This is a genomic window from Sphingomonas sp. SP1 (assembly GCF_058313395.1).
On the sequence record NZ_JBZFLC010000001.1, the window covers coordinates 850,582 to 877,274 of the forward strand.

27 protein-coding genes are annotated in these 26,693 nt (G+C 60.6%); 18 read left to right on the forward strand and 9 right to left on the reverse strand.

Annotated elements, in window-relative coordinates:
- Nucleotides 1–69: 69 nt before the first annotated feature.
- From AC4GYS_RS04400 to AC4GYS_RS04420, 5 genes are all read left to right on the forward strand, one after another.
- A complete protein-coding gene (locus AC4GYS_RS04400; RefSeq protein ID WP_491107887.1) occupies nucleotides 70–1,329 on the forward strand; it encodes a site-specific DNA-methyltransferase in 1,260 nt (419 codons plus the stop codon).
- Nucleotides 1,322–1,873, forward strand: a complete 552-nt coding sequence (locus tag AC4GYS_RS04405) for a DUF5681 domain-containing protein (protein WP_240325598.1) — start codon at nucleotides 1,322–1,324, stop codon at nucleotides 1,871–1,873. The genes AC4GYS_RS04400 and AC4GYS_RS04405 overlap by 8 nt, the downstream gene beginning before the upstream one ends.
- Entirely contained in the window at nucleotides 1,866–2,423 is a 558-nt protein-coding gene (locus AC4GYS_RS04410) for a DUF5681 domain-containing protein (RefSeq protein WP_491107888.1), read from the forward strand. Before AC4GYS_RS04405 ends, AC4GYS_RS04410 begins: the two co-directional genes overlap by 8 nt.
- Before the next feature lie 220 nt (nucleotides 2,424–2,643).
- Entirely contained in the window at nucleotides 2,644–5,013 is a 2,370-nt protein-coding gene (locus AC4GYS_RS04415; protein ID WP_491109358.1) for a heavy metal translocating P-type ATPase, read from the forward strand.
- Between the two features lie 124 nt (nucleotides 5,014–5,137).
- Entirely contained in the window at nucleotides 5,138–5,494 is a 357-nt protein-coding gene (locus tag AC4GYS_RS04420) for a bleomycin resistance protein (protein WP_491107889.1), read from the forward strand.
- A 30-nt stretch (nucleotides 5,495–5,524) separates the two neighbouring features.
- Here AC4GYS_RS04420 and AC4GYS_RS04425 read toward each other — a convergent pair whose 3' ends face one another.
- The 5 genes from AC4GYS_RS04425 to AC4GYS_RS04445 form a co-directional block, all read right to left on the reverse strand.
- Nucleotides 5,525–5,752, reverse strand: a complete 228-nt coding sequence (locus AC4GYS_RS04425; RefSeq protein WP_275896713.1) for a GDCCVxC domain-containing (seleno)protein — start codon at nucleotides 5,750–5,752, stop codon at nucleotides 5,525–5,527.
- A gap of 461 nt (nucleotides 5,753–6,213) precedes the next feature.
- Nucleotides 6,214–6,957 (reverse strand): arsenical resistance protein ArsH, encoded by a 744-nt coding sequence (arsH, locus tag AC4GYS_RS04430; protein ID WP_491107890.1) that lies wholly within the window; start codon nucleotides 6,955–6,957, stop codon nucleotides 6,214–6,216.
- Nucleotides 6,958–6,966: 9 nt separating this feature from the next.
- A complete protein-coding gene (arsB, locus tag AC4GYS_RS04435; protein ID WP_118857939.1) occupies nucleotides 6,967–8,028 on the reverse strand; it encodes an ACR3 family arsenite efflux transporter in 1,062 nt (353 codons plus the stop codon).
- Nucleotides 8,028–8,453 (reverse strand): arsenate reductase (glutaredoxin), encoded by a 426-nt coding sequence (arsC, locus tag AC4GYS_RS04440; RefSeq protein ID WP_118857938.1) that lies wholly within the window; start codon nucleotides 8,451–8,453, stop codon nucleotides 8,028–8,030. The genes arsB and arsC overlap by 1 nt, the downstream gene beginning before the upstream one ends.
- 11 nt (nucleotides 8,454–8,464) lie before the next feature.
- On the reverse strand, nucleotides 8,465–8,794 hold the full coding sequence (locus tag AC4GYS_RS04445) for an ArsR/SmtB family transcription factor (RefSeq protein WP_491107891.1): 330 nt from the start codon (nucleotides 8,792–8,794) through the stop codon (nucleotides 8,465–8,467).
- Nucleotides 8,795–9,080: 286 nt separating this feature from the next.
- Here AC4GYS_RS04445 and cueR point away from each other — a divergent pair, with 286 nt between their 5' ends.
- From cueR to AC4GYS_RS04505, 12 genes are all read left to right on the forward strand, one after another.
- Complete coding sequence (cueR, locus tag AC4GYS_RS04450) at nucleotides 9,081–9,491, forward strand: Cu(I)-responsive transcriptional regulator (RefSeq protein WP_118857936.1); 411 nt, start codon at nucleotides 9,081–9,083, stop codon at nucleotides 9,489–9,491.
- 495 nt (nucleotides 9,492–9,986) lie between these two features.
- Complete coding sequence (locus AC4GYS_RS04455) at nucleotides 9,987–10,256, forward strand: hypothetical protein (protein WP_118858523.1); 270 nt, start codon at nucleotides 9,987–9,989, stop codon at nucleotides 10,254–10,256.
- A gap of 79 nt (nucleotides 10,257–10,335) precedes the next feature.
- Nucleotides 10,336–12,399, forward strand: a complete 2,064-nt coding sequence (locus AC4GYS_RS04460; protein ID WP_491107892.1) for a copper resistance system multicopper oxidase — start codon at nucleotides 10,336–10,338, stop codon at nucleotides 12,397–12,399.
- A 733-nt stretch (nucleotides 12,400–13,132) separates the two neighbouring features.
- Nucleotides 13,133–13,804 carry a copper resistance protein B gene (locus tag AC4GYS_RS04465; RefSeq protein ID WP_491107893.1) on the forward strand — a complete coding sequence of 224 codons (672 nt, stop codon included), beginning with the start codon at nucleotides 13,133–13,135 and terminating at the stop codon, nucleotides 13,802–13,804.
- A gap of 11 nt (nucleotides 13,805–13,815) precedes the next feature.
- The gene (locus AC4GYS_RS04470; RefSeq protein ID WP_491107894.1) at nucleotides 13,816–14,301 is read left to right on the forward strand and encodes a YybH family protein; all 486 of its coding nucleotides are present in this window, start codon (nucleotides 13,816–13,818) and stop codon (nucleotides 14,299–14,301) included.
- Entirely contained in the window at nucleotides 14,250–15,014 is a 765-nt protein-coding gene (locus tag AC4GYS_RS04475) for a DUF2231 domain-containing protein (protein WP_491107895.1), read from the forward strand. Before AC4GYS_RS04470 ends, AC4GYS_RS04475 begins: the two co-directional genes overlap by 52 nt.
- An 11-nt stretch (nucleotides 15,015–15,025) precedes the next feature.
- Nucleotides 15,026–15,517, forward strand: coding sequence for a DUF305 domain-containing protein (locus tag AC4GYS_RS04480; protein ID WP_491107896.1), 492 nt, complete (start codon nucleotides 15,026–15,028; stop codon nucleotides 15,515–15,517).
- A gap of 21 nt (nucleotides 15,518–15,538) precedes the next feature.
- On the forward strand, nucleotides 15,539–16,084 hold the full coding sequence (locus tag AC4GYS_RS04485; RefSeq protein ID WP_491107897.1) for a DUF411 domain-containing protein: 546 nt from the start codon (nucleotides 15,539–15,541) through the stop codon (nucleotides 16,082–16,084).
- Nucleotides 16,085–16,135: 51 nt separating this feature from the next.
- Nucleotides 16,136–16,996: a DUF305 domain-containing protein gene (locus AC4GYS_RS04490; RefSeq protein ID WP_491107898.1), complete on the forward strand. Its 861-nt coding sequence runs from the start codon at nucleotides 16,136–16,138 to the stop codon at nucleotides 16,994–16,996.
- 26 nt (nucleotides 16,997–17,022) lie between these two features.
- Nucleotides 17,023–17,826: a PepSY domain-containing protein gene (locus tag AC4GYS_RS04495; protein WP_240325594.1), complete on the forward strand. Its 804-nt coding sequence runs from the start codon at nucleotides 17,023–17,025 to the stop codon at nucleotides 17,824–17,826.
- Complete coding sequence (locus tag AC4GYS_RS04500; protein WP_118857929.1) at nucleotides 17,823–18,563, forward strand: PepSY domain-containing protein; 741 nt, start codon at nucleotides 17,823–17,825, stop codon at nucleotides 18,561–18,563. The genes AC4GYS_RS04495 and AC4GYS_RS04500 overlap by 4 nt, the downstream gene beginning before the upstream one ends.
- A 594-nt stretch (nucleotides 18,564–19,157) precedes the next feature.
- Nucleotides 19,158–20,015 (forward strand): hypothetical protein, encoded by an 858-nt coding sequence (locus AC4GYS_RS04505; RefSeq protein WP_491107899.1) that lies wholly within the window; start codon nucleotides 19,158–19,160, stop codon nucleotides 20,013–20,015.
- 29 nt (nucleotides 20,016–20,044) lie between these two features.
- Here the strand turns inward: AC4GYS_RS04505 and AC4GYS_RS04510 are convergent, their stop codons facing one another.
- The 3 genes from AC4GYS_RS04510 to AC4GYS_RS04520 form a co-directional block, all read right to left on the reverse strand.
- Nucleotides 20,045–23,119, reverse strand: coding sequence for an AAA family ATPase (locus AC4GYS_RS04510; protein WP_491107900.1), 3,075 nt, complete (start codon nucleotides 23,117–23,119; stop codon nucleotides 20,045–20,047).
- On the reverse strand, nucleotides 23,116–24,264 hold the full coding sequence (locus AC4GYS_RS04515; protein WP_491107901.1) for an exonuclease SbcCD subunit D: 1,149 nt from the start codon (nucleotides 24,262–24,264) through the stop codon (nucleotides 23,116–23,118). Before AC4GYS_RS04515 ends, AC4GYS_RS04510 begins: the two co-directional genes overlap by 4 nt.
- A 407-nt stretch (nucleotides 24,265–24,671) precedes the next feature.
- Nucleotides 24,672–24,842 (reverse strand): hypothetical protein, encoded by a 171-nt coding sequence (locus AC4GYS_RS04520; protein WP_491107902.1) that lies wholly within the window; start codon nucleotides 24,840–24,842, stop codon nucleotides 24,672–24,674.
- A 38-nt stretch (nucleotides 24,843–24,880) separates the two neighbouring features.
- Between AC4GYS_RS04520 and AC4GYS_RS04525 the strand changes: the two genes are divergently transcribed.
- Nucleotides 24,881–25,600 (forward strand): thermonuclease family protein, encoded by a 720-nt coding sequence (locus AC4GYS_RS04525; RefSeq protein WP_491107903.1) that lies wholly within the window; start codon nucleotides 24,881–24,883, stop codon nucleotides 25,598–25,600.
- A gap of 39 nt (nucleotides 25,601–25,639) precedes the next feature.
- Here AC4GYS_RS04525 and AC4GYS_RS04530 read toward each other — a convergent pair whose 3' ends face one another.
- The gene (locus tag AC4GYS_RS04530) at nucleotides 25,640–26,689 is read right to left on the reverse strand and encodes a 5-methylcytosine restriction system specificity protein McrC (RefSeq protein ID WP_491107904.1); all 1,050 of its coding nucleotides are present in this window, start codon (nucleotides 26,687–26,689) and stop codon (nucleotides 25,640–25,642) included.
- Between the last annotated feature and the right edge of the window lie 4 nt (nucleotides 26,690–26,693).

Genomic DNA, 26,693 nt, shown 5'->3' on the forward strand with positions numbered 1-26,693 from the left:
GAGGAGTCCGTAGGATGGTACAAGTTGTGCGCCTACCGCACATACGTACTTACTTAAGGACTTTGCTTAATGTCTATCCGGCTTACCCACAAAGCTTTAGATGACATCATTCCTTATGTCAACAATGCTAGGTTACACCCACGTAAACAGATTGCGCAACTTAGGGCCTCCATCAAAGCTAACGGATTTACCAATCCCATTCTTGTCGACAATGCTGGCGTAATCATTGCTGGTCACGGGCGGCTAATTGCTGCTCGCGAACTTGGCTTAACCAGCGTCCCAGTGATTGAGCTTCGAGACCTCACTCCGGACCAGGCCCGGGCACTGCGGTTGGCTGATAACAAGATTGCTCTCAACTCTGGCTGGGATGTTGACCTGCTGCGGCTTGAGCTCGGCGAGCTGGTGTCAGGTGGTATCGAGATTGATCTTGAAGCAACCGGCTTCTCAAGCGGCGAAATCGATGTCCTGCTAAACCCGGTGGCTGACCCGGACGACGATGCCATCCCGGAGGTAAGGGCCGAGCCGCGGGCTAGCCTCGGAGATATATGGGAGTTGGGAGACCATCGGATTGGATGTGGCGACGCACGTGACGCCGCCTTTGTTCGGGAAGTTATTGGTGGTTGGGGCAAAGTTGACTGCTGCTTCCTCGACCCTCCGTACAACGTCGCCATACAGGGTCATGCCAACGTCAAAACGAAACACCGGGAATTCGCCATGGCGTCCGGGGAAATGAGCACCTCGGAATTTCGCTCATTCCTCATGGCAACCGTGGGTAACTGCGTTGCAAGTTCCCGCGATGGCGCCGTCCACTTCGTTTGCATGGACTGGCGGCACATGGGGGATCTGACGGCCGTAGGGGACGAGCTCTACGGCGATCAGCTGAACCTATGTGTTTGGAACAAGTCCAACGCCGGAATGGGGTCCCTTTACCGGTCAAAGCACGAGCTCGTGTCTGTCTACCGCGTCGGCACGGCGCCCCACACGAACGCAGTTGAGCTTGGGCGGCACGGTCGCAACCGCACGAACGTATGGGACTATGCTTCCGTTAACTCGTTCCAGGGCGCCAAGCGTGGCGACCTGAAGCTGCACCCGACCGTAAAGCCCACCGCATTGGTCGCTGACGCAATCCAGGATGTCACACAGCGTGGCGACCTCGTGCTTGATACCTTTTTAGGTTCGGGCACTACCCTCATAGCCAGTGAGCGTACGGGGCGGAGATTTCGGGGTCTCGACATTGATCCGGCCTACGTAGACGTGGCTCTCGATCGCTGGACCGCCATGACCGGCGGAACTCCGCGTCGGACAGTCGAAGGCGGCTCCGATGCATGAGATCTCCCATCCTAAAGCATCGGCTCGCTCGAAGTCCGGGAGGGCGGGCCCTCGGAAGGGCAAGCCTCAGGGCCGTTGTCAGACCGGGTCGGATTCGCCGTTCGCCCAGCTTCGGGGTCGCAAGATCAAAGTTCAGATGGACGGGATCGAACGCGAGCTGACCCTCGCGGAGGCGCTTCTCTACAAAACGCTCCAGCAGGCACTTGCAGGCAAGCGAATGGCCATCCGTGAGATACTCAAGCGGATCCAGGCGCATGAGAAGGGCAACGAGCCCGCGCGACGCACTCTCGTGACGTTCCTCGTCAAACAGGACAGACCTCAAAGCGTCGACCGGGCCATGCTTGCTCTGGGTATTGCCGCCGAGGTGCCCGGGATGTCTCAGTCGCACGGCGGACCGCAGCTAGTGCTAGAGCCTTGGGCTGTCGCACGCGGCCTAGCTCGGGGCAAAGGCCGTCAGCTTAGCAACAAAGACATTCGCGCGCTTAAGTCGCAAACTCGCGATCCGGACTCCGTCGCCTGGCCGCAAGGTCCCGATCATGAGTGACGATCAAAATGGAAAGGTTGGTTGGGGCTGTCCGCCAATCGGCTCCAGGTTCAGGCCGGGAACAAGCGGCAATCCTCGGGGAAGGCCGCGTGGGAAGCGAGAGAAAGACCCTTACGATGCTATCCTGGGTCAAATGGTAACGCTGCGCGAAGGCGGAGTGGAACGACGCGTGCGCGCTGATGAAGCATTTCTACTCCAGCTGACTGCGAAGGGGCTAGCAGGTGACAGCATGATGACGCGAGCTGCACTTCAAGCTTTCGAGCTTGATGCTCTGCACTCGCCCCCGCAGCAATCTCGGGTAGTCGTGTACTCGGTCTATCCAGAACCTGGTGATCTCCGCGAAACGATCCAACAACTCGGCATTGCGACGTTACTGGATGGATACAGGCCCAGTGCTCGGCTTGCGCTTGAGACTTGGGTGATCGAAGAAGCCCTAGCGCGCCTTGGGGATCGGCAGCTTGCAGTGGATGAGCAAAGGATTGTCCTCGCCGCTGCTCGTATGCCTAACAAAGTTCGCTGGCCCGCCTGGTGGTCTGCCTACGAGAGCTAACCAGGCTCGTCTGCGCACGGAGACGGCACGAACGATCATCTGGGCTGTTCGCCCGACATTTGAGGTGGGTCGAACATCCGAAAAGCGCCCATCTCGGTCGTTCGAGCAGACAACTGGCCGTGCCACAAGCCGACATTGCGAGCCCACCAACGCGCGTCGTTCGTTCCAGATAAACCACTCTTGACTCTAACATGATGTCAGGGTGCATCTGGTGTCGGCTATGCAAAAAGATTCTCACGCACCCGGCTCTGCCTGCGGCCACAATCATAGATCCAAAGCCTCTCACGAGCATGCGCCAGCAGAGAAGGTCATTGATCCCGTTTGCGGCATGACGGTCGATCCGGCGACCACCCCGCACCAAGCTGAGCACGGCGGCAAGAAATATTATTTCTGCTCAGCAAAGTGCCGGGAGCGCTTCGAGCTCAGGCCGGAGCTTTATCTCGATCCGGCACAAGCAACCCCGGACTCGGCTCCGGCCGACGTCGAATACACCTGCCCGATGCACCCAGAAATCGTGCAGATCGGACCTGGCACCTGCCCTATCTGCGGCATGGCCCTGGAGCCGAAGGCCTTCGATCCAAACAACGCGCCGTCGGAAGAGTATCTCGATATGCGCCGGCGCTTCGTCGTGTCGGCCGCCTTGTCCGCGCCGTTGTTTGTCCTCGTCATGCTTCGGCACTTCTGGCCAACGACAATCGAGTTTATTGGCGGTCGCACGCTGGACTGGGTCGAACTCGTCATGGCAACCCCGGTTGTGCTGTGGGGTGGCTGGCCGTTCTTCGTACGCGGCTGGCAGAGTCTCAAGACCCTCCACCTCAATATGTTCACCCTGATCGCGATTGGAACCGGCATCGCCTGGGCCTATTCAATCGTGGGAGCCGTAGCCCCGCAACTCTTCCCACCCGCCTTCCGCACCCACGATGGCGGCGTCGGCCTTTACTTCGAGGCGGCGGCGGTGATCGTGACCTTGGTGCTGCTCGGCCAGGTTCTGGAGCTACGCGCCCGTGAGCAGACCGGCTCAGCGATCCGAGCCTTGCTCGACCTTGCGCCTAAGACTGCGCACCTGATCCATGCTGGTAAGGAACGCGATGTTCCGCTCGATATGGTCAGGAGTGGCGACCAGCTCAGGGTCAAGCCTGGCGAAGCAATCCCTGTCGACGGGGAAGTACTTGAAGGCGCGTCTTCTGTGGACGAGTCGATGTTGACCGGAGAGCCGCTTCCGATTGCCAAGGAGACCGGATCTGCGGTCACTGGCGGTTCAATCAACGGCGACGGCAGCTTCGTCATGCGCGCCGACCGGGTCGGATCAGAGACCATGCTCTCACGCATCGTGCAGATGGTTGCTGAGGCGCAGCGCAGCCAGGCGCCGATTCAGCGTAAGGTCGATCAAGTCTCAGCGTGGTTCGTACCAGCCGTGATTGCCGTTGCAGTGATTGCGTTCGCAATCTGGTCCTTCGCCGCGCCGGAGCCCCGTCTTGCCTTCGCGCTAGTTGCTGCGGTCAGCGTCCTCATCATTGCATGTCCATGCGCTCTGGGACTGGCCACGCCCATGTCGATCATGGTTGGCGTCGGGAAGGGCGCGCAATCAGGCGTGCTCATCAAGAATGCCGAAGCTCTGGAGCGTTTTGCCAGCGTTGATACCCTGGTCGTCGACAAGACCGGCACGCTTACCGAAGGTAAGCCAGGTCTGGTGGCAGTTGAGCCTTCCACGACCTTGTCCCCGGAGGAGCTGCTGCGAATTGCGGCTTCGTTAGAGGCTTCCAGTGCTCACCCGCTTGCTCACGCAATCGTCAGGGGCGCTGAGGAGCGTGGCTTGTTCCCATCGTCGGTGACCGACTTCCAGTCGATCAGCGGCAAGGGACTGGTCGGGAAGATCGAGAACCGCAGGACAGCAATCGGCAATGGCGCGCTGATGCTGGCGGAAGGCGCAAATGCCCAGGAGCTAGAGGCCTCTGCCGGCAAGCACCGGGATGAAGGCGCGACCGTGATGTTTGTCGCGGTAGATGGGCAAGCCGCAGGGCTCATCGCAGTCGCCGATCCGGTCAAGCAAACCACCGAGGCGGCCATCGCCGGTCTTCATAGAGAGGGCCTGCGCATCATCATGCTGACCGGCGACAATCGCCGTACGGCTGAAGCAGTCGCTCGGAGGCTCGGGATCGACGAGGTAGTCGCCGACGTGCTGCCTGCCGACAAAGATGCAGCGATCGAGCGACTGAAGGAGCAGGGCCGAGTGGTCGCCATGGCCGGAGACGGGGTCAACGATGCTCCTGCTCTTGCCCGAGCCGATATCGGAATCGCGATGGGAACGGGCGCAGATGTTGCGGTTGAGAGTGCGGGCGTAACTCTGGTGAGGGGTGATCTGACCGGCCTTGTGCGCGCGCGGCGGCTCAGCCGAGCGGTGACAGCCAACATTCGCCAGAACCTCATGTTTGCCTTCGGCTACAATGCGCTTGGGGTGCCCATCGCGGCCGGCGTGTTGTATCCCGTCTTCGGTATCCTACTCTCTCCTATGATCGCCGCCTTAGCCATGAGCCTCTCTTCTGTATCGGTGATCGGCAACGCCTTGCGGCTCCGGAGTGTGCAGCTGTGAGAAGCGCTTCAAAGTAGTGGCTGTTGTGCATGGATGCTGGTCTCAGCGGAAGTTCGTTCAGCTAAGCTCAAGTACGCTCTCGAGCGGTTGCGGACAATCGGCAGGAATCAGCTAGAGTCGCCCTATGGATCACGTAACTCCCAACCTGCCTTCCCGTAATTTTGAGATTACATCTGCCTTTTACGCAAAGCTCGGCTTTGAGCAGGCGTGGAAAGACGACGGGTGGATGATCCTGAGGCGTGACGGCCTTTCATTGGAGTTTTTCCCCCATCCGGATCTCAATCCACTGGAAAGCTGGTTTAGCTGTTGCCTCCGACTAGATGACCTAGCTGGCTTCTACTCTGAATGCTTGGCGGCAGATGTTGAGGAGCGGGGTTGGGGCCACCCGCGCATGCAGCCGCCTAAGGTCGAGGAAAGCGGCTTAACTATAGCAGCGCTCATCGACCCTGATGGCACCCTCATTCGACTCATCCAGAACTAACCGCAGAATCAACTTAGCCCTGAAGTGCTGCTAGCGTGGCGAGCAGCAGCCCTCTCCACCATTCTGCTCAGCTTCTTGGATCGGAGGACAGGGTATGTCACCGAATGAACAGTAAACGCAGCAGTCCCCCGGCAAGGGCCTCAGGATGGCTGCGCAATGCTTGCAATCATAGAAGAACTGGCATGCGTTCGTTGGCATCACGTCAGTGGAGTTGCCATCGCACTGTGGGCAGGTGAGCGTGGAGGTTGGAACAATCATCCGCCAAGAGCCCGCATGAGAGGCTGCTCAAGTAAAGGCCATGCGGCCGATGTGAGCACAAGAACTGAGGCCACAGTTAGTAAGACTAGTGTGCTTCGGGCCGGTGGTGAGCATTCTGAGCGCCGAGCGCACTCTCTCCGGCGCCGAACATAGAGGCCCCACCCCCCTGCCAAACAGAGGAGGGCTACGGCGGTGATCGGCCAGTGTAGTGGGACCAGCGGCGCCAATGTGGACGCTCCAACGCCCACACCTGCAAGCACCAACGGAAGTATGCAGCACGCGGCTGCGGCCGTGACGCCGCCTGTGCTCGTCAACGCAGCAAGGGTGGCGACCGCTTTGTCAGAGGAAGGCATTGCGACCGATTAGCTTTTAGGGAAGCTGCGAGCAACGTCCGCCTTCCACCCAAACCAAACACCGGCGGGATTGTTCTAGGACCGCAAACAATAGCCAAGTGGATCTCCTTAGCGGCCACCAAGAGCAATGCTCGACAAGTCTTTCCCTCTATCGACCGGCAAATCGGCCGCTTTGCGTTCGGAGTAGCGGTCCACGAGCGAGGCTGTATGCGGGCGCATTAGCACGGTGAAGCGAACCAGCTCCTCCATCACGTCGACGATCCGCTCATAGTAGCTCGAGGGCTTCATCCGGCCACGCTCATCAAATTCGTTGAAGGCCTTAGCGACCGACGACTGGTTCGGGATGGTGAACATGCGCATCCACCTGCCCAAGATGCGTAGGGTGTTGACACTGTTAAACGACTGCGACCCGGCCGACACCTGCATGACAGCCAGCGTTCTACCTTGGGTCGGGCGCATCCCGCCCATGGCCAGCGGAAGGTGGTCAATCTGTGCCTTCATCACACCGGTGATCTGGCCGTGGCGCTCGGGACTGCACCAGACTTGTCCCTCGGACCAGAGCGACAGCTCGCGAAGCTCATGAACGGCTGGATGGTCGTCGCTGACGACCTGATCGGGCAGCGGCAACGTTGAAGGATCAAAGATTTGCGTTTCGCAGCCAAAGAACTGTAGCAGGCGCGCCGCCTCTTCAACGCAAAGGCGCGAGTAGGACCGCTCTCGCAGCGACCCGTAGAGCAAGAGGATGCGCGGCGGCGGGTCGTTTGAGCCTAAGCCGTTCGCGAGTCGGTTGAAGATGTAGGCCCATTCGAGCGCGGGCAGATAGTCGGCATCGGCAAGAGTTCGAAGCGGCATCCGATGTCCTTAGGCAGGCGCGGTCGATGGGAACCACCGGCGTCCAAGCCGCAGGGCCACGTGAACGAGCAGGATAAGGACGGGCACCTCGACAAGAGGCCCGATGACTGCTGCGAATGCGACTGGGGATGCCAAGCCAAAAGCAGCAATGGCGACCGCGATTGCCAGCTCAAAGTTGTTGCCAGAGGCGGTGAAGGCGATTGCCGTGGTTCGGGGGTAGTCTGCGTCGATCAGCTTGCCCATGAAGAAGCTGATCAGGAACTGCACCACGAAGTAGATGGTGAGCGGAATAGCGATCCGGATGGCGTCTATCGGCAAGCGCACCACGTCACCGCCCTTCAGCGTGAACATGGCGACAATGGTGAAGAGCAGCGCAGCCAACGTGATCGGGCCAATCCGCGGCAGGAACACGGCCTCGTACCAATCCGCCCCCCGTTTCGCGACGAGTAGCCGACGCGTCAGGAAGCCGGCCAAGAAGGGCAGCCCAAGGTAGATCAGCACCGCCTGGGCGATCGTCCAGAAGCTCACGTCGATCACGCTGCCCCCAAGACCGAAGAGCGGTGGAAGGAAGCTGAGGAACAGCCAAGCGTAAGCGCTGAAGAAGACGATCTGGAAGATGGAATTGAAGGCCACCAGGCCTGCGACATATTGGTTGTCGCCCCGCGCAAGCTGGTTCCAGACCAGCACCATGGCGATACATCGCGCGAGGCCGATCAGGATGACGCCCGTCATGTATTCAGGGCTGTCTCGCAGGAAGATAACGGCGAGCACGAACATGAGGGCCGGGCCGATCAGCCAATTCTGGACCAGCGACAGGGCAAGCACGCGCTTGTCTGCAAACACCTTCGGTAGATCGTCGTAACGGACACGTGCCAGCGGCGGGTACATCATCAGAATGAGGCCGATCGCGATCGGCACGTTGGTCGACCCAATCGACAGGTCATTCAGCGCCGATGGCAGGCCCGGGAAGACGCTGCCGAGCACTAGGCCCAGAGCCATCGCGGCGAAGATCCAGAGCGTGAGCCAGCGATCGAGGAATCCAAGCCGCTCAGGGCGGGAAAGCTGCTCCATCAGCTCAGCTTCTGGCCAGCGGTGTCGACTACCTGCTCGCCATCCTCCTTGGCGAAGGCGCCGCCTTGGGGATCGGGCAAGATATCGAGCACCGCCTCGGATGGGCGGCAGAGCTTCACTCCCAAGGGCGTCACCACCAAAGGCCGATTGATGAGTATCGGGTGCTCGATCATAGCGTCGATCAGCGCCTCGTCAGAGAGACTGGCGTCCTGCAGTCCAAGTTCAGCAAAGGGGGTGCCCTTCTCCCGCAGCAGGTCGCGTGGTTTCATTGCGGCTCGTTTGATCAACTCGACGAGCAAGGCCCGCGCCAGTGGGGTCTTCAGATACTCGACCACGTGGGGCTCGACGCCGGAGTTGCGGATCATTGCCAGCACGTTACGCGACGTGCCGCAGGCAGGATTATGGTAGATCACGATGTCGGTCATGGGCGGTTCCGTCAGCGGCAGGTGAGTTCGGCGATCAGCGGGTCACAGAGTTGCGGACTTCCACTGCAACAATCCTTGGCCAGGAAGAGCATCAGCTCGCGGAGCGTATCGACCTCGGCATGCTGGACCTGATTGCGGCCCTGCTTTTCGGCTCGCACCAGTTTGGCCTTCGCAAGCACTGCAAGGTGTGTGGATAAGGTGCTTTGGGTGATACTAATCTGGCTCACGATCTCGCCTGTCGTAAGCCCGGTGGGTTCCCGTCGGACGAGGAGCCGGAAAGTCTCAAGCCGGGTCGGGTTCGAGAGCGCCGCCAGCGCGGCTAGAGCTTCTTCCGCTGTCATTTATCGGGATTAACCGATGAGTCTTTTGGAGGCTAGTCCCCAAGAACTTTGGACTTAGCCCGTGGCTGCCTCATTTGTGTCTTCCTGGCGACTGAGGTTCTCGATGAGCCTCCTCGCGAAAAATCGGCCACGTGATGGAAAGCGGCTCTTGACAGCTGAGAGGATCACCTTGGCAGTGCCAGTTTGATTGCTGTCCAAGTGCGGAGATTCCGTCCTACAATCTTGAAACGAGGAGACTCGCTGGTCGGCCCTTTGGTCGGATTCGCGTTGAGGAGCGTCGGTTCGCGTGAAAATCGGGCAAATCTCTACGGCAAGCGGTGTAAGCCAGCGGATGATCCGGCACTACGAGAAGATCGGCTTGATACCTCAGGCAGCCAGGCGCGACTCCGGCTATCGCGATTATGACGAGCGCGATCTCCATACGCTTCACTTCATAGGACGAGCGAGAGACGTCGGCTTTCCTATCGAGGACATTCGGCAGCTTCTGCAGCTTTGGCAGGACCGTTCCCGTTCCAGCGCCGATGTTAAGACACTGGCTCTCGCCAGGGCAGAAGAACTCGGCCGTAAGGCCCGCCAACTAGAGGAGATGCGGGCCACTCTGCAGGGCCTTGCCGATGCCTGCAGCGGTGATGATAGGCCTGATTGCCCCATCTTGGCGGGCCTTGAATCCGCAAAGTGTAAACTAGAAGGCACTTGACCCTGACACAGTGTCAAACCCTATATGGGCATCTCATGATAGAGCCCGGCCCAGCAGGGAACGGAAGCGTCTAGAACGGATTGGGCCTACTAGCCGACATAATGCACCTGCTACGTCACATCACGAGCCTTCGAGGGCTTCTGCAAGCGCTTCTGGCGCTGGCGGTGCTTGTGGCCCCGGTGACGGCGAACGCAATGGAGCAGCAGTCAGCTCCCACATCTTCGCACCACCAGCAGACGAGTGCATCCGCGCATTGCGATGGGGCATCTGATGAGGGCTCCAAGCCCGAGAAGGTGCCCGGCAAGAACTGCTGTGCATCGATGTGCATGGGTATTGCAGTGACACCGACAGCTCCCGCTGCGGACCACATGGTTATCCATGCGGACGTCACATCGTCGCCATCAATCGTCCTGATTGGCTCACCGCGCGAGCTTGCTACACCTCCTCCACGATCTGCGTGAAATCGAACAAATTCTCGATTTCACGGAGACTCACATGAACAAGATTCTGACGGCAATCGCTCTGTCAATTGCTCTTCCGGCGGTTGCTCAGGCCCAGGTTGCTCCTGCGCCTGCTCCCAAGGCCACCTGCTGCGAGAAAATGGACAAGCCCTGCTGCAAGGACATGAAGTCCGACTGCTGCAAGGACATGGACCATTCCAAGATGGACCATTCCAAGATGGGCCATGACATGAAGGCTGGCACCGATCCGCACGCGGGCCACGACATGTCCAAGACTGCCGCACCCGGCAGTCACCAGCACTAAGCCGCTCTGAGGAAGCTGGCGGTGCGCCTTAGGGCCGCCGCCGGCCCCCTTTCGCGCCATGACTCCGCAAGGATCCTACATGTTTGATAAGCTCGCTCTCGAGCGGCGCCAGTTTCTGCGCGCCGCCGCCCTTGGCGGTGCCGGCGTCGGCTTCGCTGCTGCTATGCCCGCCTGGGCACAGACCGTGTCTCGCGGGATCGCTCGGCCGCTACCTACCGTTAGCGGCTCTGATATCGCTCTGACGATCGGCCAAGTCGCCGTGAAGGTGGACGGCAAGGTTAGCCGCGCCATCGGAGTGAACGGCACCGTGCCAGCTCCGCTCGTCCGCCTCAAGGAAGGTGAGCGTGTACGCCTGCGGGTGCAGAACACGCTTGATGAAGAGAGCTCGATCCACTGGCACGGGCTGCTCGTGCCTTTCCAGATGGACGGGGTTCCAGGCGTCAGCTTTCCAGGCATCATGCCTCGCTCGACCTTCACCTACGAGTTCGCGGTCCCCCACTACGGGACGTACTGGTACCATTCGCATTCGGCCTACCAGGAGGAGGATGGCCTTTATGGCCCGATCATAATCGATCCGGTCGGGCCTGATCCTGTCGCTTACGACCGCGAGCACGTGCTCGTCCTCTCCGATCACACGCCGCTGAGCGGCGCCACGGTCTACAAGAAGCTCAAGCAGATGGGCGGTGGCTACTTCAACCATCAGCGCCTGACCCTCTCGGGTGCGCTTGCCGGCCGCGACATGCCTGCCAAGGAGCGGCGTGAATGGGCCAAGATGCGGATGGACCCCGCCGACATCGCCGACGTCACTGGATCGACCTACAATTTCACGGTCAATGGCCACGGACCTTACGACAATTGGACGGGCCTGTTTCGTGCCGGCGAACGCGTGCGGCTTCGCATCATCAACGCGTCGGCCCAGACGAACTTCAATGTCCGCATCCCTGACCTGCCGATGACGGTCGTCCAAGCGGATGGTCAGAATGTCCGCCCCGTTACCGTGGATGAGTTCCAGATCGGCGTCGCTGAAACGTTCGACGTCGTCGTCACCCCCGGGGACCGCGCCTACAGCTTCGTCAGCGAGGCCATCGACCGGTCTGGAATGGGTCGAGCCACGCTTGCGCCGCGCGAGGGGATGTTCGCGCCCGTTCCACCACTCCGCCCCCGTCCCCTGCTCACCATGAAAGACATGGGTATGGATATGAGCGGCATGGCGGGGATGGATCATGGCGAGATGGCCGGCATGAACCATGGCGGTATGGCCGCAGACGGACCAAACATTCCGAACGTTGCCGTTCGGCGAGGTGTCGATCCCTCGGCTGAGCAGAACGCGTCCCGCAATCTGTGGAAGCTGACGGGCTGGAAGGAGCCCACCGACCACGGAACGATCAAGGCTGCCGCCGGAGCGGCCGTAGCAGCCACGATGAGCAGCATGGGGCAAGGCTCTATGGCCGGCATGGACCACGCTGCCATGGGTCATGGCGCTGCTGGACCCGCTGCGGCTGGCTCGATGGCAGGCATGGACCATTCTTCGGCGCAGGGTGGCGCCATGCAGGGTATGGATCACGGATCCATGAGCATGCGTGATTTCAAGAACGCGCCTCAGGTCGACAAGAACCCTGGTGTCCAGTCGATCTCGCCGATGCCGATGGATCGAACTGGCGAGCCACCGCAGGGCCTCGAGGGCATGGATCACAGGGTGCTTACCTATCGTGATCTAGTGGCCCTTCAGCGCAATCCCGATGTCCGCGCACCGACCCGACAGTTGGAAATCCACCTTACCGGTAACATGGAACGCTACATGTGGGGCTTTGATGGCAAGAAGCTCAGCGATCCCGCTGATCCCATTCCATTCCGGCTTAACGAACGGGTGCGTGTCACATTGGTGAATGACACCATGATGCCCCACCCGATCCACTTGCATGGGCATTTCTTCGAACTGGTCACTGGCCATGGTGCTTACGCCCCTCGCAAGCACACCGTGAACGTGCCGCCAGGAGGCAAAATGACGTTCGACGTGACCGCCGATGCGGCCGGCGACTGGGCGTTCCACTGCCACAACCTCTACCACATGACTGCCGGGATGATGCGGGTCGTCACCGTGCGCCCCTTGCAGGGAGACATGCAAAATGACCTCGCCTCTTAAGCTGGCTCTGCTTGGAGCCGCAGCGGCTGTCGTGCCGGCAGCACCTGCAGCAGCGCAACATGCAGGGCACAGCAATCAGCCTGCCGCAAGTACGTCAGCACAGTCTGCTTGCCTTCCGGAGCATGCCGCCATGGGCCACTGCACGCCCGCGCCCGTTCGACCCGTGCAAAGACAGCAGCCCGGGGCAGGAACAAGGCCTGCGTCGACTTCAACCGCACAGTCTGCCTGTCCGCCCGAGCATGCAGCCATGGGCCATTGTACGCCGGCCCCCCAACCTCAGCCGACTCTGCCCCCGCAGCAACAGGCTTCGGGAGCTGCGCGGGCTCGATCGACGCCTCCGCAGGCGACCTGTGCGCCAGAACATGCCGCGATGGGACATTGCACACTCGCAGCTCCAACAACGGTGCAGGCAGCGCCTGCTCGAACGACCCCAGCTGCTCCTGCAGCTGCAACGGGTCAGACCGCTTGTCCGCCCGATCATGCGGCGATGGGTCACTGCACACCCTCGGCGTCCCAGGCTCAGTCAGTGTCCGCCCCCAAGGCTCAGTCTGCACCAGCTCAGACGGCCTGTCCGCCCGAGCATGCAGCCATGGGTCACTGCACGCCGAGTCCGGACCAAGGCTCGGGTCAATCCAGTGCTTCGCTCGAGGGCACCAACCTTCCGGCCGGAAACGCGCCACCGCCGCCTGTACCCACCGCCAATGCAGCGGACGCATTCTACGGCCGAGCGGCCATGGACATGGGGCGTCACCACCTCGAAGAGTTTCATGGCGACCAGAAGTTCTTCCAGGTCTTGAACAACATCGCTGAATATCGAGCTGGGAAGGGCGCTGATGGCTACGGCTGGGAAAGCGAAGCCTGGTACGGCGGCGACATAAACCGGTTCTGGCTCAAGACCGAAGGTGAAGGCGTCTTCGGTGAGGGCATTGAGAGCGCCGAAGTCCAGGCCCTCTACAGCCACGCAATAGACCCATATTGGAATGTGCAAGGCGGGCTTCGCTATGACTTCGAGCCGAACCCATCGCGCGTGTACGCCACCGTGCAGTTGGAGGGACTTGCCCCCAGCTTCTTCGACGTTGAGGGCGCGCTCTTCCTGTCGAACAAGGGCGAGCTCTCCGCTCGCGTTGGTGGCTATTACGATCAGCGCATAACGCAGCGGCTCATCTTGCAGCCAAGGGTTGAGTTCGACTTTGCCGCTCAGAATAGCCGTGAAATCGGGGTAGGCGCTGGGCTATCCAAGGCTGAGTTCGGTGCTCGCCTTCGATACGACATCAGGCGTGAGTTCGCTCCATACATTGGTGTTCAGTACGAGCGCGCTTTCGGCAGAACCGCCAGTTACAGGCGAGCCGAGGGCGAGAAGGCGGGCGCTCTCCAGCTGCTCATCGGCGTACGAACCTGGTTCTAAGGAGAGGCTAGATGAAGCACGCATTTTTGCTCAGCGTCGCACTGCTCGTTGCATCCCCAGCGGTTGCTCAGCCCAGTCGAGCGCTGCCGGCCGCAGCCCAGCGCGCTGAAGTCGCGGCAATCAAGACCGTTCTTGCGCAGTACAAGGCTGCGATTGAGAAACTTGACGCGTCCAACACCGAGCGCTTGTTCATGAAGAACTCTGCGATCTTCGAGACCGGCGGTGTGGAGGGTACGTACGCCAACTACCTCGCGCATCACCTCGGTCCCGAGTTGCGTGAGCTCAGGTCATTCCGCTTTTCGGACTACAAGGTGGATGTTCACCTGCTTGGACCAGCGGCAGCCCACGCGGTTGAGACCTACAAGTACCGCATCGAGACCAAGGGCGGCGAAACCGTGGATCGCGTCGGCGTAGCGACAAGCGTCCTCCGCAAGGATGATGGTCGATGGAAGATCGTCATGATGCACAACTCGGGCCGAAAGCCACGCACGCAATGACCCTCACTCAACCTGGCAGATCAGTCTGGCGCCAGCTGGTCATCGGCTTTGTGCTGCTTTGGGCTGCGTTAGTGGTGCTCTCGGCCTCGGCCGCTGCTCATGAGGGCCACAAGCAGCAGCGGCAGGCGCAATTGGCTGCACAGCAGCGACTGCAGCAGCAGCAAGCCGCTTCCGCTCAGAGGCAGCAGCAGCAGCAGCCCGAAGCCTCTGCCGCTCAGATGTCACCCGGCGAGATGCATGAGAATATGGGTGAGATGATGATGACGCCCACGGACCGCTCGAAGATGAGTTTCTTCGAACGGCTGCGAACATGGCTGGGCGCCTTTCATTCGATCATCGTGCATTTTCCTATCGCCTTCTTTCCGGCGGCCCTGTTCACAGCAGTGGTGGGCAGGCGGCGACCGGCTTTCGGTGCCCCGGTTCAGTTCCTGGTGGTTGCCGGCGGAGTCGTTGCGCCCTTCGCGGCGCTTCTTGGCTGGTTTAACGCTGGCTTCGAGCTGCTCGATCCGGATCCCCTGTTGCTTGCACATCGTTGGCTTGGAACGGCGATCGGGCTCGGGGGACTTGCGCTAGCACTCTGGGCTTGGCGTCGACCGTGGGAAGATCGGGGTGCCGGGATGGTCCTCTCGCTCTCAGTCATGACCGCCGCGATTGCCGTCCAGGGCTGGTTCGGCGGGTCGCTAATCCATGGGATCGCACACTTGAACTGGTGAGGAGTTAGGACATGCAGCAGTCACAGCACCACAACGGAGAGATGAACGATCCCGCAATGATGCGAAGGCACTACTGGCTGCTCGCGCTGAATCTCGCGATCAGCTTGGCCATTATGTACTTTGTCATGTTCGCGATGATCAACTCGCTTGGCGAGTTCATCCAGAACGTGAACTTCTTCTACATGGCTTTGATGATGTGGGCGCCGATGGGCTCGCTCATGCTGATCATGATGGGGGGCATGTATAAGAACAAGCGCCTGAACATGGCGCTGCACGCAATCTTTGCCCTTGTCCTCGTCCTATCCTTCCTGGCGACGCGTCAGCAATGGCTGGTTGGCGACAAGCAGTTCCTGCGCTCGATGATCCCGCATCACTCCGGTGCGATCCTGATGTGCCGCGAGTCGACGATCAAAGACGCCGAGATCAAGCGTCTATGCGGGGAGATCATTCCTGCTCAGCAGCGTGAGATCGACGAGATGAAGCAGATCATGGCGCGAATGTAAGTAGGCTGATGGAGGTTCGTCATGAAAGCTGAAGATGGAGCGAGGAGGCGCTGGAAGGTCCCCGCATCGTGCGCCCTGATGAGTGCCTTGCTTGCGAGCTGCGGCACTTCGGAACCTGTCATCAACAAGGCAGCGACGGGTGAGTCGGCAGCAACTCAAGTTCAAGCGACTGCGCCGACGAAGGCTGAAGTCATCACCGTCTTCCGAGACCCGAACTGCGGCTGCTGTTCGCTCTGGGCCGAGCGAGCCCGCCAAGCCGGGTACGATGTGCGAGTGACGGATCGGCCAGACATGGCTTCGGTGAAGCAGCGCTATGGCGTGCCAACGGATCTAGCTTCCTGCCACACCAGCCTCGTTGGCGGCTACGTTATCGAAGGTCACGTTCCCGCTGAGGATGTCGACAGGCTACTTCGCGAACGTCCGAAGGACATCAAGGGGATCGCGGTAGCAGGAATGCCTACTGGGTCACCTGGCATGGAAAGTCCGGATGGCACGAAAGAACCATTCAACGTGGTTGCGTTCGGTGCAGACGGTCGAACTCGCATCTACCGATCAGTGAAGGGCTGATCGGCCAAGACATACAAGACTTGAGCGGGGCGGCTCTCAAGGAGAACGAACATGAACAAGGTAACGAAATTCACGGCTCTGCTGATGGCTACTGCTGCGCTGGCCGCATGCGGATCGACGGCGGATAATCAGGTCGCCGCCAACGAGACTTCGATGGATGCCAACATGGCAGCAGGCAACTCCATGCAGATGAGCGGGCCCTTTGGGGAAGCCGAGATGCGCATGGACGAGCAGATGATGGCTGCGGTCGGCAGCGACGTCGGCCAAAACTGGCTCAAGAAGATGATCGTGCACCATCAAGGCGCGGTAGACATGTCCCGCATCGTTCTGGACCAAAACCCCACCGCCGACGTCGCAAAGATGGCGCGGGAGACGATCGCCAAGCAGGGTAAGGAGATCGAGGATCTCCAGAAACTCGTTCAGGAGGGTGCGCCCGACCAGCGCAGCGCCGAACTCTACCGTCCTGCCATGATGGACATGCACCAGAAGATGATGGCGGCTTCGGGCGCGGATATCTCGCAGACCTACATGCGCAAGATGCTGGAGCACCATAAGGGTGCTGTGGCGATGTCGGACGTGGCTCTTGCGAACGGAGTGACAGGCACGCTTCGCAGCCAGATCCAGAAGACTCGCGCGGATCAGCAGAAGGAAATCGCCATGGTTGAAGCCATGCTGCGGGGCGAACCGATGCAGAGCGCTATGCAGCAATCGGGAGCGAAGACCGCTGCGCAGGCCAAGGCAGAACCCGCACCGGCAGATACGGCTAAGGCCGAACCGAAGGCTCAGCCGAAAGCCACAACAGCTGCCCGTCCGGCCGAGCCGAAGGCAAGCGCCGCGCCTCCTGCAAAGGCCGAACCTGCCCCTGCGGCATCGACTTGCGCTCCGGAGCATCGCGCAGCAGGGCACTGCTGATCGGATGAGAAGGTGATGGGTCTCGATTGGCGCGAGCTTATCCCTTCCGTCATCCTCAGAAGAAATGGGCCGGCAGTGGCCTGCCGGCCCGCCACCAAACTCGCTGGGGGAGCGATCATCAACTGATGCGCAGCCATGTGATTGCCCGAAAAACTCACAAGTGGCTTGGCCTCTTCCTTGGCCTGCAAGTGGTCGTTTGGTCGCTCAGCGGCCTTTACATGACCTCGATCCACATCGACACGATCCATGGCGATCACTTCGTGCGCCATCAGCAGCCACCGGGCGTAGATGCGGCAACGCTGAGAGATCCGATCGCCCTGGCTTCGTCCTCCGGTGCCGAGAATGTCCGTTTGGCGTGGATCGATAGCCGACCGGTCTATGTCCTGACCGGTCAAGCTGGTGAGCAAGTTGTCGACGCTAGAAACGGAGAGGCTGTTGCCCATCCAATGGAGCAGCAGGTCCGGGCGCTCGCCCGCTCATACTACACCGGCCCCGAGCCAATCTCGTCTGCGAGGCTGATCACCGACATTCCGGGCGAGATAAGGGGCCGGAAGCCGCCGCTCTGGCGCGTGGAGTTCGCGCACTGGAACAAGCCGACGCTCTACCTCTCGCCGACGACCGGCGAGTTGGTTTCACGCCGTCATGAGCTTTGGCGTATCTTCGACTTCGTCTGGATGCTGCACATCATGGACTATGATGAGCGCGAGAACGTCAACAACCTGGTGCTGCGTGTTTTCACCTGGGGCACCGTCCTGCTCGCCCTCTCAGGTGCCTGGCTTCTGCTCTATGCCTTCCCGAGAAAAAAGAAGAAGGGAGCGGCACGAGCATGACCATCAAGTCGATCTGGCTCCGTCGCATCCATAGATGGGTTGGCCTGATCATCGGCGTTCAATTCCTGCTGTGGGCAATCAGTGGCACTGCCATGGCGTTGCTCAACATGGAGGAGGTCGCCGGGGGCAAGCGAGGCGGACAGAGCACGCCGGGGCTGCGAGCCACGCCAGTCGCGTGGCCACGGGTCCAGCAGGCGCTTGCTGGCCAGTCTGTAACCAAGGTGTCGCTCCAGCCGCTGCCTTGGGGCCAGCACCTACTGGTGACTTCCCCAAGCGCGGGTGTCCGCCTGTTCAACGCTGCTACCGGCTTGCCAGTCCAGATAGGGAAGCGCGAGGCTCAGCTAATTGCTGCCGCTGCTCATCCGGATCGCGCAGTCGTTGCCCATGTGACGCCGCTCACCGAATTGACGCTAGCTGTTCGAGAACACCAATTACCGATTTGGCAGGTCGCATTCCGCGACGACCGACACAGCAGTTACTATGTGTCAGGCACTACCGGCGCGGTCCTGGAACGCAGGAATGACACTTGGCGCTGGTGGGACTTCTTCTGGATGCTCCACAACATGGACTATGCCAAGCGCACCAGCTTCAACCACCCGCTCATAGTGACCGTTGGCATAGCTATGGCATGGTTGGCGGTGACAGGCTTTTGGCTGCTGTTCCGTACGATGTGGCGGCACGATCTCACATGGCTGAAGTTTTCCAGGGGAACTCCTTCGGGCGCGGGCACTCGATAGTTTTGGTTTGGGCGGGCAGGTGATCCTTCGCCCAAGGTCCGTGATTGGCCAAGAACTGAAGGGAAGCAGACCGTCTGCGTTCGGCCAGCTGCCGTCAATCAGCCTTGCTTATCCGATCGCCCGCTCATGGTGGGAAGCGGAACGACAGCTTTCGGGTTTTGAGGGCGGATAACGGACGCTCGTTCATGGGGAGCGACGACGACAGCTTAGCGCCCGAGGAAGACATTGAGACCGCGGACCAGCTATCCCAGAAGCTGCCGTTCGCTCATGTCCAAAAGTTCCCGGCGCTGTTTGAGAGACACGGGGCAGCGTTGCTCGCGCGAGCTCAAGACGGTCGTTCCGCTACGACTCAGGACACGGACGGCAGCAGGCGAAGGACGGGCTCCGCCTCCTCGCTGCGGGCCGCCTCCAGCCAGGCGCGGCCGCTTATGTTCTGCCTCTCGTATCCAACGCGCCTCGGAGGAGGCGACTGCGGCCTGGATTGGATCAGAGTTGGCTGGATAAAGCGGTCAGAAGGTGGGAGTGCTACACGCGAAGGGGCCCGACGCCTCTCCGGGAGGTTCTATGGTGACTTACAGCATCAGTGTAGGAGGGGTGAACCGCGAAGCCTTGGCGGAAGAGGTTCTCGGCTCTGCAGCCAAGATACTGCTGCTGACCGGCTTTTCCGAGGATGAGGTTGGAAAGCTCTTTCAGCAGGCCGCTGGCCAGATGCTCTCGGGGAAGGCCGTGGGCAGGCGAGATGATGCTGGGGACTTCGCGCCCGACGAGGACGGACCAGACGAGGTGGATATCTGGAGCCTCACCCAGAAATTCGAAGATCACACGGCCGTCAAAGCTCTTAACCGGCTCAACAAGCGAGCCAGCACGCTCGACGACCTCGATGACCCACAGGCGCTAGCGAAGGCGATAGCGTTGCTGACTGAGGCCGTTCGCCTGCGACACGATGCGATTGCGTGGCTGCGAACCGAAGCGGCGGAGGCCGGGATCGAGGTGGTCGGTGATCGCGAGGAGTGGATCGCGTCGGCGACCGATGATCAGCTGGACGAAGAGGATAATTTGCTCTTCCTGGATGACTACCGCTGGTCGGGCGACTTCAACTGGTATCTCGTCGGACAGGTAGCTCGCGCCCTTGCCGAGACGGGGGATCGAGAGGCGCTGACCAGCTTCAGCAGTGTTGTTCTGAATAACGATCTCGCTTTGGAAGGGCGTGTCCGAGAGGAGGTTGAACGCTCCGTCGAGACGATCAGCAGCTACGAGGAATTCTCGGAGTACGTGCGGTCGCACTCAGGCGCGGGAGAGTTGGCACAATCCGAGTTTCTTGACAGGTTCATTCGCCTGACGGGCTTCTCGAACGGCACGTATCCGCTGGAACGTTGGCTAGATGCGATGTCGCGGCGCGGGGAGCTCGAACGCTACAAGCGCTCCAATCGCTGGAGGATCCTCGTCCCGTAGCTCGGTGCCGGATGCCCTCTCGAGCGAGGCTACGCCGCCCGTTTCTCGACGGAGCTCCCACAAAGCTCTTTGCGAATTGTGAAGCCGTTCGGGATCGCCTGCTGAACGAGCGACACGTGTGAGATGACGCCGACGGCGCGGTTCCGGCCCACAATGTTCTGAAGGACCTGGAGGACCTGGTCGAGTGTCCCGCTCTCGTCTTCGGCGTCGAGGCTACCAAAGCCTTCGTCGATGAAGATCGTATCGAGCCGGATCTTGCCATGGCTGGTCTCGACCACGTCCGAGAGACCGAGGGCAAGCGATAGGGCCGCAATGAAGGTCTCACCGCCCGAGAGTGTGCAGATCTCCCGAGCGCGGCCGGTATGCACGTCATGAACGCGGAGGTCGAGCCCGCGCTTTGCGCGCCCTCCTGCTGCCTCAACGTTGCGCTCCAGGCGATATCGTCCGCCGCTCATGGGTCCGAAGCGCAAGTTCGCCGATGCGAGGACGTGATCGAAGAGCGTCCCAATCGCGTAGGTTTCGAGCGGTATTCGTGCCTGGTTCTCTCCCCTGAAGGCGGCCGCGAGCGCCCGCAAGGGACCGCTTTTCGCCTCGATAAGTTCGAGGCGCTCGAATTCGCTCTTGAGGTCATCTGCCAGCGTCTGAAGCGTCTTTAAGCCTGCTGACGCCTCTGCTGACGCGTCGCGGGCGGCCTTGGCGGCGCTCTCCGCCTCCAATTGTGCTTGCTCGAGGACAATCAGGTCGGGGCGCTCTACTGCGGCAATGGCGGCCTTGGCTTGCTCCACCCGGCCTTTTGCCGAGTTGAGGTTTCGGTCGTGCTCGTCGCAACGGTCTGAAAGAATCGCGATTTGGCTGAGCTCTCGCTTCAGCTCTCCATACTCCTCGGCCGACAAACCTTGCTCCGAAAGCCTGGTGTCCAGCTGATCCGCGAGCCGCTGCGCTCGCGCCAGCTCCTCCGCGAGCCGCTTCTGAGTGTTAGCGAGGTTGGCGTTCGCGGTGGCCGATGCGGCTTGAGAAGTCGCATGGCCTTCTTGGGCGGCTTCTAATGCTGAAACGCGGTTCGCGATTTCTGAATCTAGCCGTTCTTGCTCGCGGGTGAGCGCTATCGTCGAGTGGAGCCGGTCGGGAATTTCCTGAAGCGCGAGCTTCAGTTCCTGCGCCGAGAGAGCAACGGCTCTGCTGGCTTTCTGTTCTTTCTCCCTGGCCGCATCGACGGTCGTGCCGGCCGCAGTCAGGGCAGTTTGTGTAGTGCGAACCTGCTCGTCGAGTTGAGCAACGTCTGCCTCGGGACCGAGGTTGCGGAGGCTTCCTTCAAGCGTAGAAACGGTAGTCGAGAGCTCCGCGGTGCTCGCTTCCGGAGCAGGCAGTTTCTGAAGCGCTTCGGACCGTTCTCGCTGACTCGTTCGTGCCTCCACGAGCTTGGAATGCGCCTCGCTTTCGGCTTTCTGCCGAGACGTCACGGTCGCCTCCGCCGATTGGCATTCAACCTCAAGGTTTGCTGATGCGGGATCTCCTGCAGCCGGCCGTGGATGATCGGAAGAGCCGCATACCGGGCACGGCTCTCCGTCCACTAGATTGGCGGCGAGGCGTTGCGCCTGCGCTGCGACGAGCCGGGACCTGAGGAGCCGGTAATTATCTTCGGCCTGCTGCCGTGCATCACGTGCCGCTTCCCAGATCTTTTCAGCGCCGTTGGTTGCCGTTGCGGCCTCGTCGACGGACCGCCTCAGAGCCTCGTGGTCCTTGGCTGCTGACAGCGCCGTTCTTGCGGTTTGCAGGTTGGAGGTGATGCGAACCCGTTCGACCAGGGCGATTCGGGCGGAGGCGAGCGATCGCTCCAGTTGCTGCCGCCTGGTCTCCAGCCTAGTTTGGTCGTCGCGAGCTGTCCGTAACGCGGTTTCAGCGGACCGATGAGCCTCCGCTGCAGCTGCGGCTTCTTCGCGAAGGCTTGCGGTGCGTTCGAAGAGAGCGGCGTGACGAGCGACTGTGTCACGTTCCCGGCGACGCGCCACTGTCTCCGAAGCTCGCGCCAGCTCGACCTCGAGCGCCGCTTTCGCACCTTGCTCCTTATTTTTCGCGTCCCCGAGGCTGCCCTCCGCCTCTTTGACGTCAGCCCCTGCTCGTCCAACCGCGGCCTTTGCCTCGCCGAGCTCCTGATCGAGATCCGATAGCTGTTCGGCGAGCTTGAGCCGAAGGAGTCTCTCGCGGGCTTTTTGGATTTCCGCAGCTTGCTCTTCCAGCGCTCGCAGGTTTGCCTGCGCTACCTCTGCCTCGACGAACCGAGCATCGATACCTTGAGCTTTGAGATAGGCCTCCGTAGCTGCGGCACGGCCCGCCTCGGCTTCGGCAGCAAGTTTCTGTGCAGCTTTCGCATCTTCCTTCGCACGCGCGATTCCTTCGCGAAGGGCATCTGAACTCTCGAAGCCCTTCTCTCCTAGGCGGGCCGCGCAAAGTTGGCGCCCTTCCTGGACCTCGCGTTCGGCCGCCTTGGCGTCGTCCGAGAATTTCTCCGTCAGCTGCCGGTAGAGGGAGACGTCAAAAAGCTCGCGCAGGATCGCGAGCCGCTCATTGCTGCTGGAGGCGAGGAAGGCCTCGAACCGTCCTTGCGGGAGCAGCACGATCTGACGGAACTGAACCTGCCCGTATCCGAGGAGGTCGTGGACGGCTCGATCGACGTCCGTGACTCTCTTCTCCGCTAAGATGCGGCCGGGGTTCGAAGCGCTTAGCTCCTCGAGCGGAATCCCGGTCGCGTCGAAAAGCCAGGCGCAGTGCTTTTCCGAAGTCTCGCCAACGCCGCGCTCTTTGGGACGCAACTGGTCCGGTCGACGTCTCAAGTAGTAGGTCTTGCCGGCAAGCTCGAATGCGAACTCGACCTCTGTCAGGACTTCCCGCTGCGCGTGGTCGGATCGCAACGTGGAGATCGGCTGTTCAGGCTTTGCGGCTTGGCCGAACAGAGCAAAGGTCATCGCACTGAAGATCGACGACTTGCCAGCGCCAGTCGGGCCGTAGATGCCGAACAGCCCGGAGGCGACCGCATCGCGAAAGTCGACCTCCTCGCGCTCAGCGTAGGGGCCGAAGGCCTGCATAACGAGCTTCAGCGGCTTCATTCGTCGGTGTCCGTCAGCTCGAGGGAGTTTACCGCGGTCGAGACCAGCGTCTCTTCCTTCTCACCCATTGGTTCGCCGCGAACGTCGCTGAGGAACCTGGCAATCAGCTGATGAGGCGTGTCGAGAGAAGCCGCCTCGGACGAAGCGTCAACGTCACCCTGCGGGGTGTCACGCTCATAGGTGAGCTGGACCGCGTTGGGATAAACTTCGCGGAGCCGCTTCATCGGGTCGATTAGAGGTTCTGGATCGGTGAGGACGATCTGCACGATATCCTCCGATGGCTCTGCGGCGATGAGCTCGGAAAATTGGCCTCTTAGCCGGCGAACCCGGCGCCGCGGGTGAAACGGAATGAGCTCGCAGGAGACCGCGCCCTTCGCATCAAGTTCAACGAGTGTCATCGACTTCGGCTGCTCCGCCTCATCGAAGCCGAAAGCGAGGGGCGAACCCGAGTAACGAATGTGATCCGCGCCGGCCGCCTGGGCTCGATGCAGATGACCCAGCGCCACGTAATTCGCGTCGGCGAAGATCGTTGAGGGTATCGTTTCAATGCCGCCGACGGTTCGCCCGAGCGGTCGCTCGCTTTCGGTGTTTTGAGCGCCTTCGACGAAAGCATGAGCGACAACGATCCACCTGGCGCCGGCGGGGACTTGGGCGCGTGCCGCGGCTATCTGCGCTGCAAGCACCTTGGCTGGGCAATCGATATCTTCCTGGCCGAAGCATTCCCGAGCGGCATACTCATAGCCGAAGGGCAAGGCTGAAATCGCGACGGGTCCAGCATCGTCATGCACAATGAGCGGTCTTTCGACCGGGTCGAGGGGCCCGCGGACGAGCGCTCGTTCGACGCCTCCCGCGAAGACACCCATCGATCCAATTCGATCGCCGGAGTCGTGATTACCGGCGATGAGCACGATAGCCGCTTCGCAGCTCGACCTGACGCGGGCGATGAACAGGTTGAACTGGCGCACTGCTGACGCTGGTGGAGCAGCACGATCAAAAAGGTCGCCTGCGATGATCAGAACGTCCGGCTTGTGCGCCACCAGAGCAGCAAGGACTTGCTCGAAGATGACCTCGTGATCCTCGTAAAGAGGCAAACCTTGGAACTGGCGCCCAAGGTGCCAATCGCTTGTATGCAAAATTTTCACCACGGCCCCCCCGGGGATGCAGGATATATCAGATTGTCAGCTCGGCAATGGCTGCAGACCGCTCCCTCTTTGATGGGTCCAGAGGTTCTACTGCAGCCGTAAGTGAGGGTGGGCAGCCGTGGGTTTCGCCGCCGGTCAAGCCTCCTCCGGGTCCATCAGGCTCTCCAGGTGCCGGTGTCACTTCTGGAGGGCCAAAGCCTTCTCAGGCTCGTATTCGTAGACCAGGAGGTTCCTGATGCTCGTAAGTGTGATCTTTTCGATGGCCAACGATGCCTCCTGTGAAAGTCCGTTGGCAATTGGGATGATGGAAATATTGAGCGATCTCACCCCACACCCGGCAAGAGCCCACAAAAGTTTCCGGTGAGGCTGCAACAACTTACGGTCTACGGAGGCAGCCGGAAACTCGGAGCTCAAGATGAAAAGTTAGCTGCTTTAGGGCTGAGGCGGAAATGTCCGGTTTCGTGGTTCGCCGCTCCGAAGCCGACGGTCTCCTCACGGCCATCTACGGACACTTTCTTGATCTTAAACCCCTTGCCGTAAGCCCTGCTGCGATCATCACCGCTGCTGAAGAACAATGCCACTCAACCCGCAACCCATCATCGCCCCGGACACACCGGAGGTGGCGGAAAACACCGATTTCTTGTGGGTCAGGCCGACCAAGGTGTTCGACGGCGATGGCTTTGCCGCTGATGTCTGGCATCCAGTGCATGAGAAATGGGTGCCTCGCATCCCATTTCGTTTCGCATTCATCGATGCTCCTGAAATGAGGCAGCCCTTCGGACCGGATGCTCAGCAGGCGTTGTGCCATCTGATCGCAGGCAAACAACTGCGCGTCGATCCCATCGTTAAGGAGTCTTCTCCCCACCTTCCTCTGGATCAATATAAGCGCATGCTCTGCATGGCTTATGTGACCGAGGAATTGGTCGAAGGGCATGTGGCTTACTTCGTGAACGGCAGGGTCGGGCAAGGGACGGTGCGGAACGCCCGAATGGTCACACGAAACATAGAACTTGAGATGGTTGTGAACGGGTGGGCTTGGGTTGTTGAGCAATATTCTTTCGATCGCGAGGAAGAGTACTTCTCAGCTCAGGAGGATGCTCGACGCCACCGGCGAGGTCTCTGGGCAACTGAAAACCCAGAGGCCCCTTGGGCATTCAAATGGAGGCAGAGACGGCAGCAGCAGAGCGGTCGACACCAGCCCCGCTTAACTCTGAACCGGTGCGGGGTCGCGACGTGCGACGGAGCATTGATTGAGCGGGAAGGTGCTCACGGTCGCTTCCTCGGCTGCTCTAACTTCCCGCATTGTCGGTACAGCGAGCCGATCTCGCCTCGTTGTTGATGTAGCGGCGACATCGTTGCTGGTCCGAGGTGGACAGCTCTAGGCAGCCTGAGCTTCCATCGGTTTTAATAACGATAGGAGGCTCTCGGCGATCTCGGTCCACGGGAGAGCCAGGTCGATCGTGGCAAGCGTGACGGGATGCCCCTGCACAAGGAACGTTTCTTTGAGCCGAATGCCGTTCATCGGATATAGCAGCATCCCCTCGCAGCTCGCAAAGAGCGGGTCTGCGGCCACATTCTTCAAGTATGCGAAGAGCTGGTAGAGGTTGCCCGACTGAAAGCTTTCGGTGCCGTGCAAGCTGCGCTGGAGGGCATTCGCATAGTATTTGGTGTCGATGATCAGGCGCCGCTCGGCACCCTTCAGATAGATGTCTGCGATCATTGCAGGCAGACGCCCGATCCCTGTTCTTGATAGCGGTACTGCGTCCCATGCAATCGTAAGGGGCAGCACTTGGAGCGAGCTCTGCTCAGTGCGGTAAAAATTGCGCACGAAATCCTCGAACACCCGGGCCATTTTGACTTCGTGCCGCAGGATGTCGTGAAAAGCGAAGCCATCGCCGCCCGCTTCGGGGAGCAAGCAGTCAAATGCGAGCTCAGCGACTTTGAGGAGCAAGTCGTAATAGGCATTGTTGCGGTGAAGCTGGACCCGAGCAAAGGCCGAGCGGTCGAGCCAAATGTCGGTCACATCTGGCATGCGCGCAGCCGTTCGCACGAGCTCCCTCGCAAGGCTTTTATCGATGGATTTCGCGCGCGCTAAGCGGCGCAAGGACGCCTTGATGATCTGATTGTGCAGCAAGTCATGACTGAGCTCGTCGAACTCACAAACCAGCCGACGGATGCTTCTCGCTTGCAGTTGCATCGTGTCGCCAAGCTCGATGCGGCCGCGCACAGTGGCAAGGTCCTCTGTCCGGTCCTGGTAGTTGCGATCGAGACCTCGGCGCAGCAAACTCCTGGTTCCATGAAGCAGCGCTCGTCCTAGTAGGTTCGGCAGGTCGGGGCTTGGGGAGGCGCCAAGCGGGATCGCCTGAGCCTCCTCAAACCTATTCCAAGCGTAACAGAACAGGTAGTAGATGTTCTCGATCGGGATCACGACG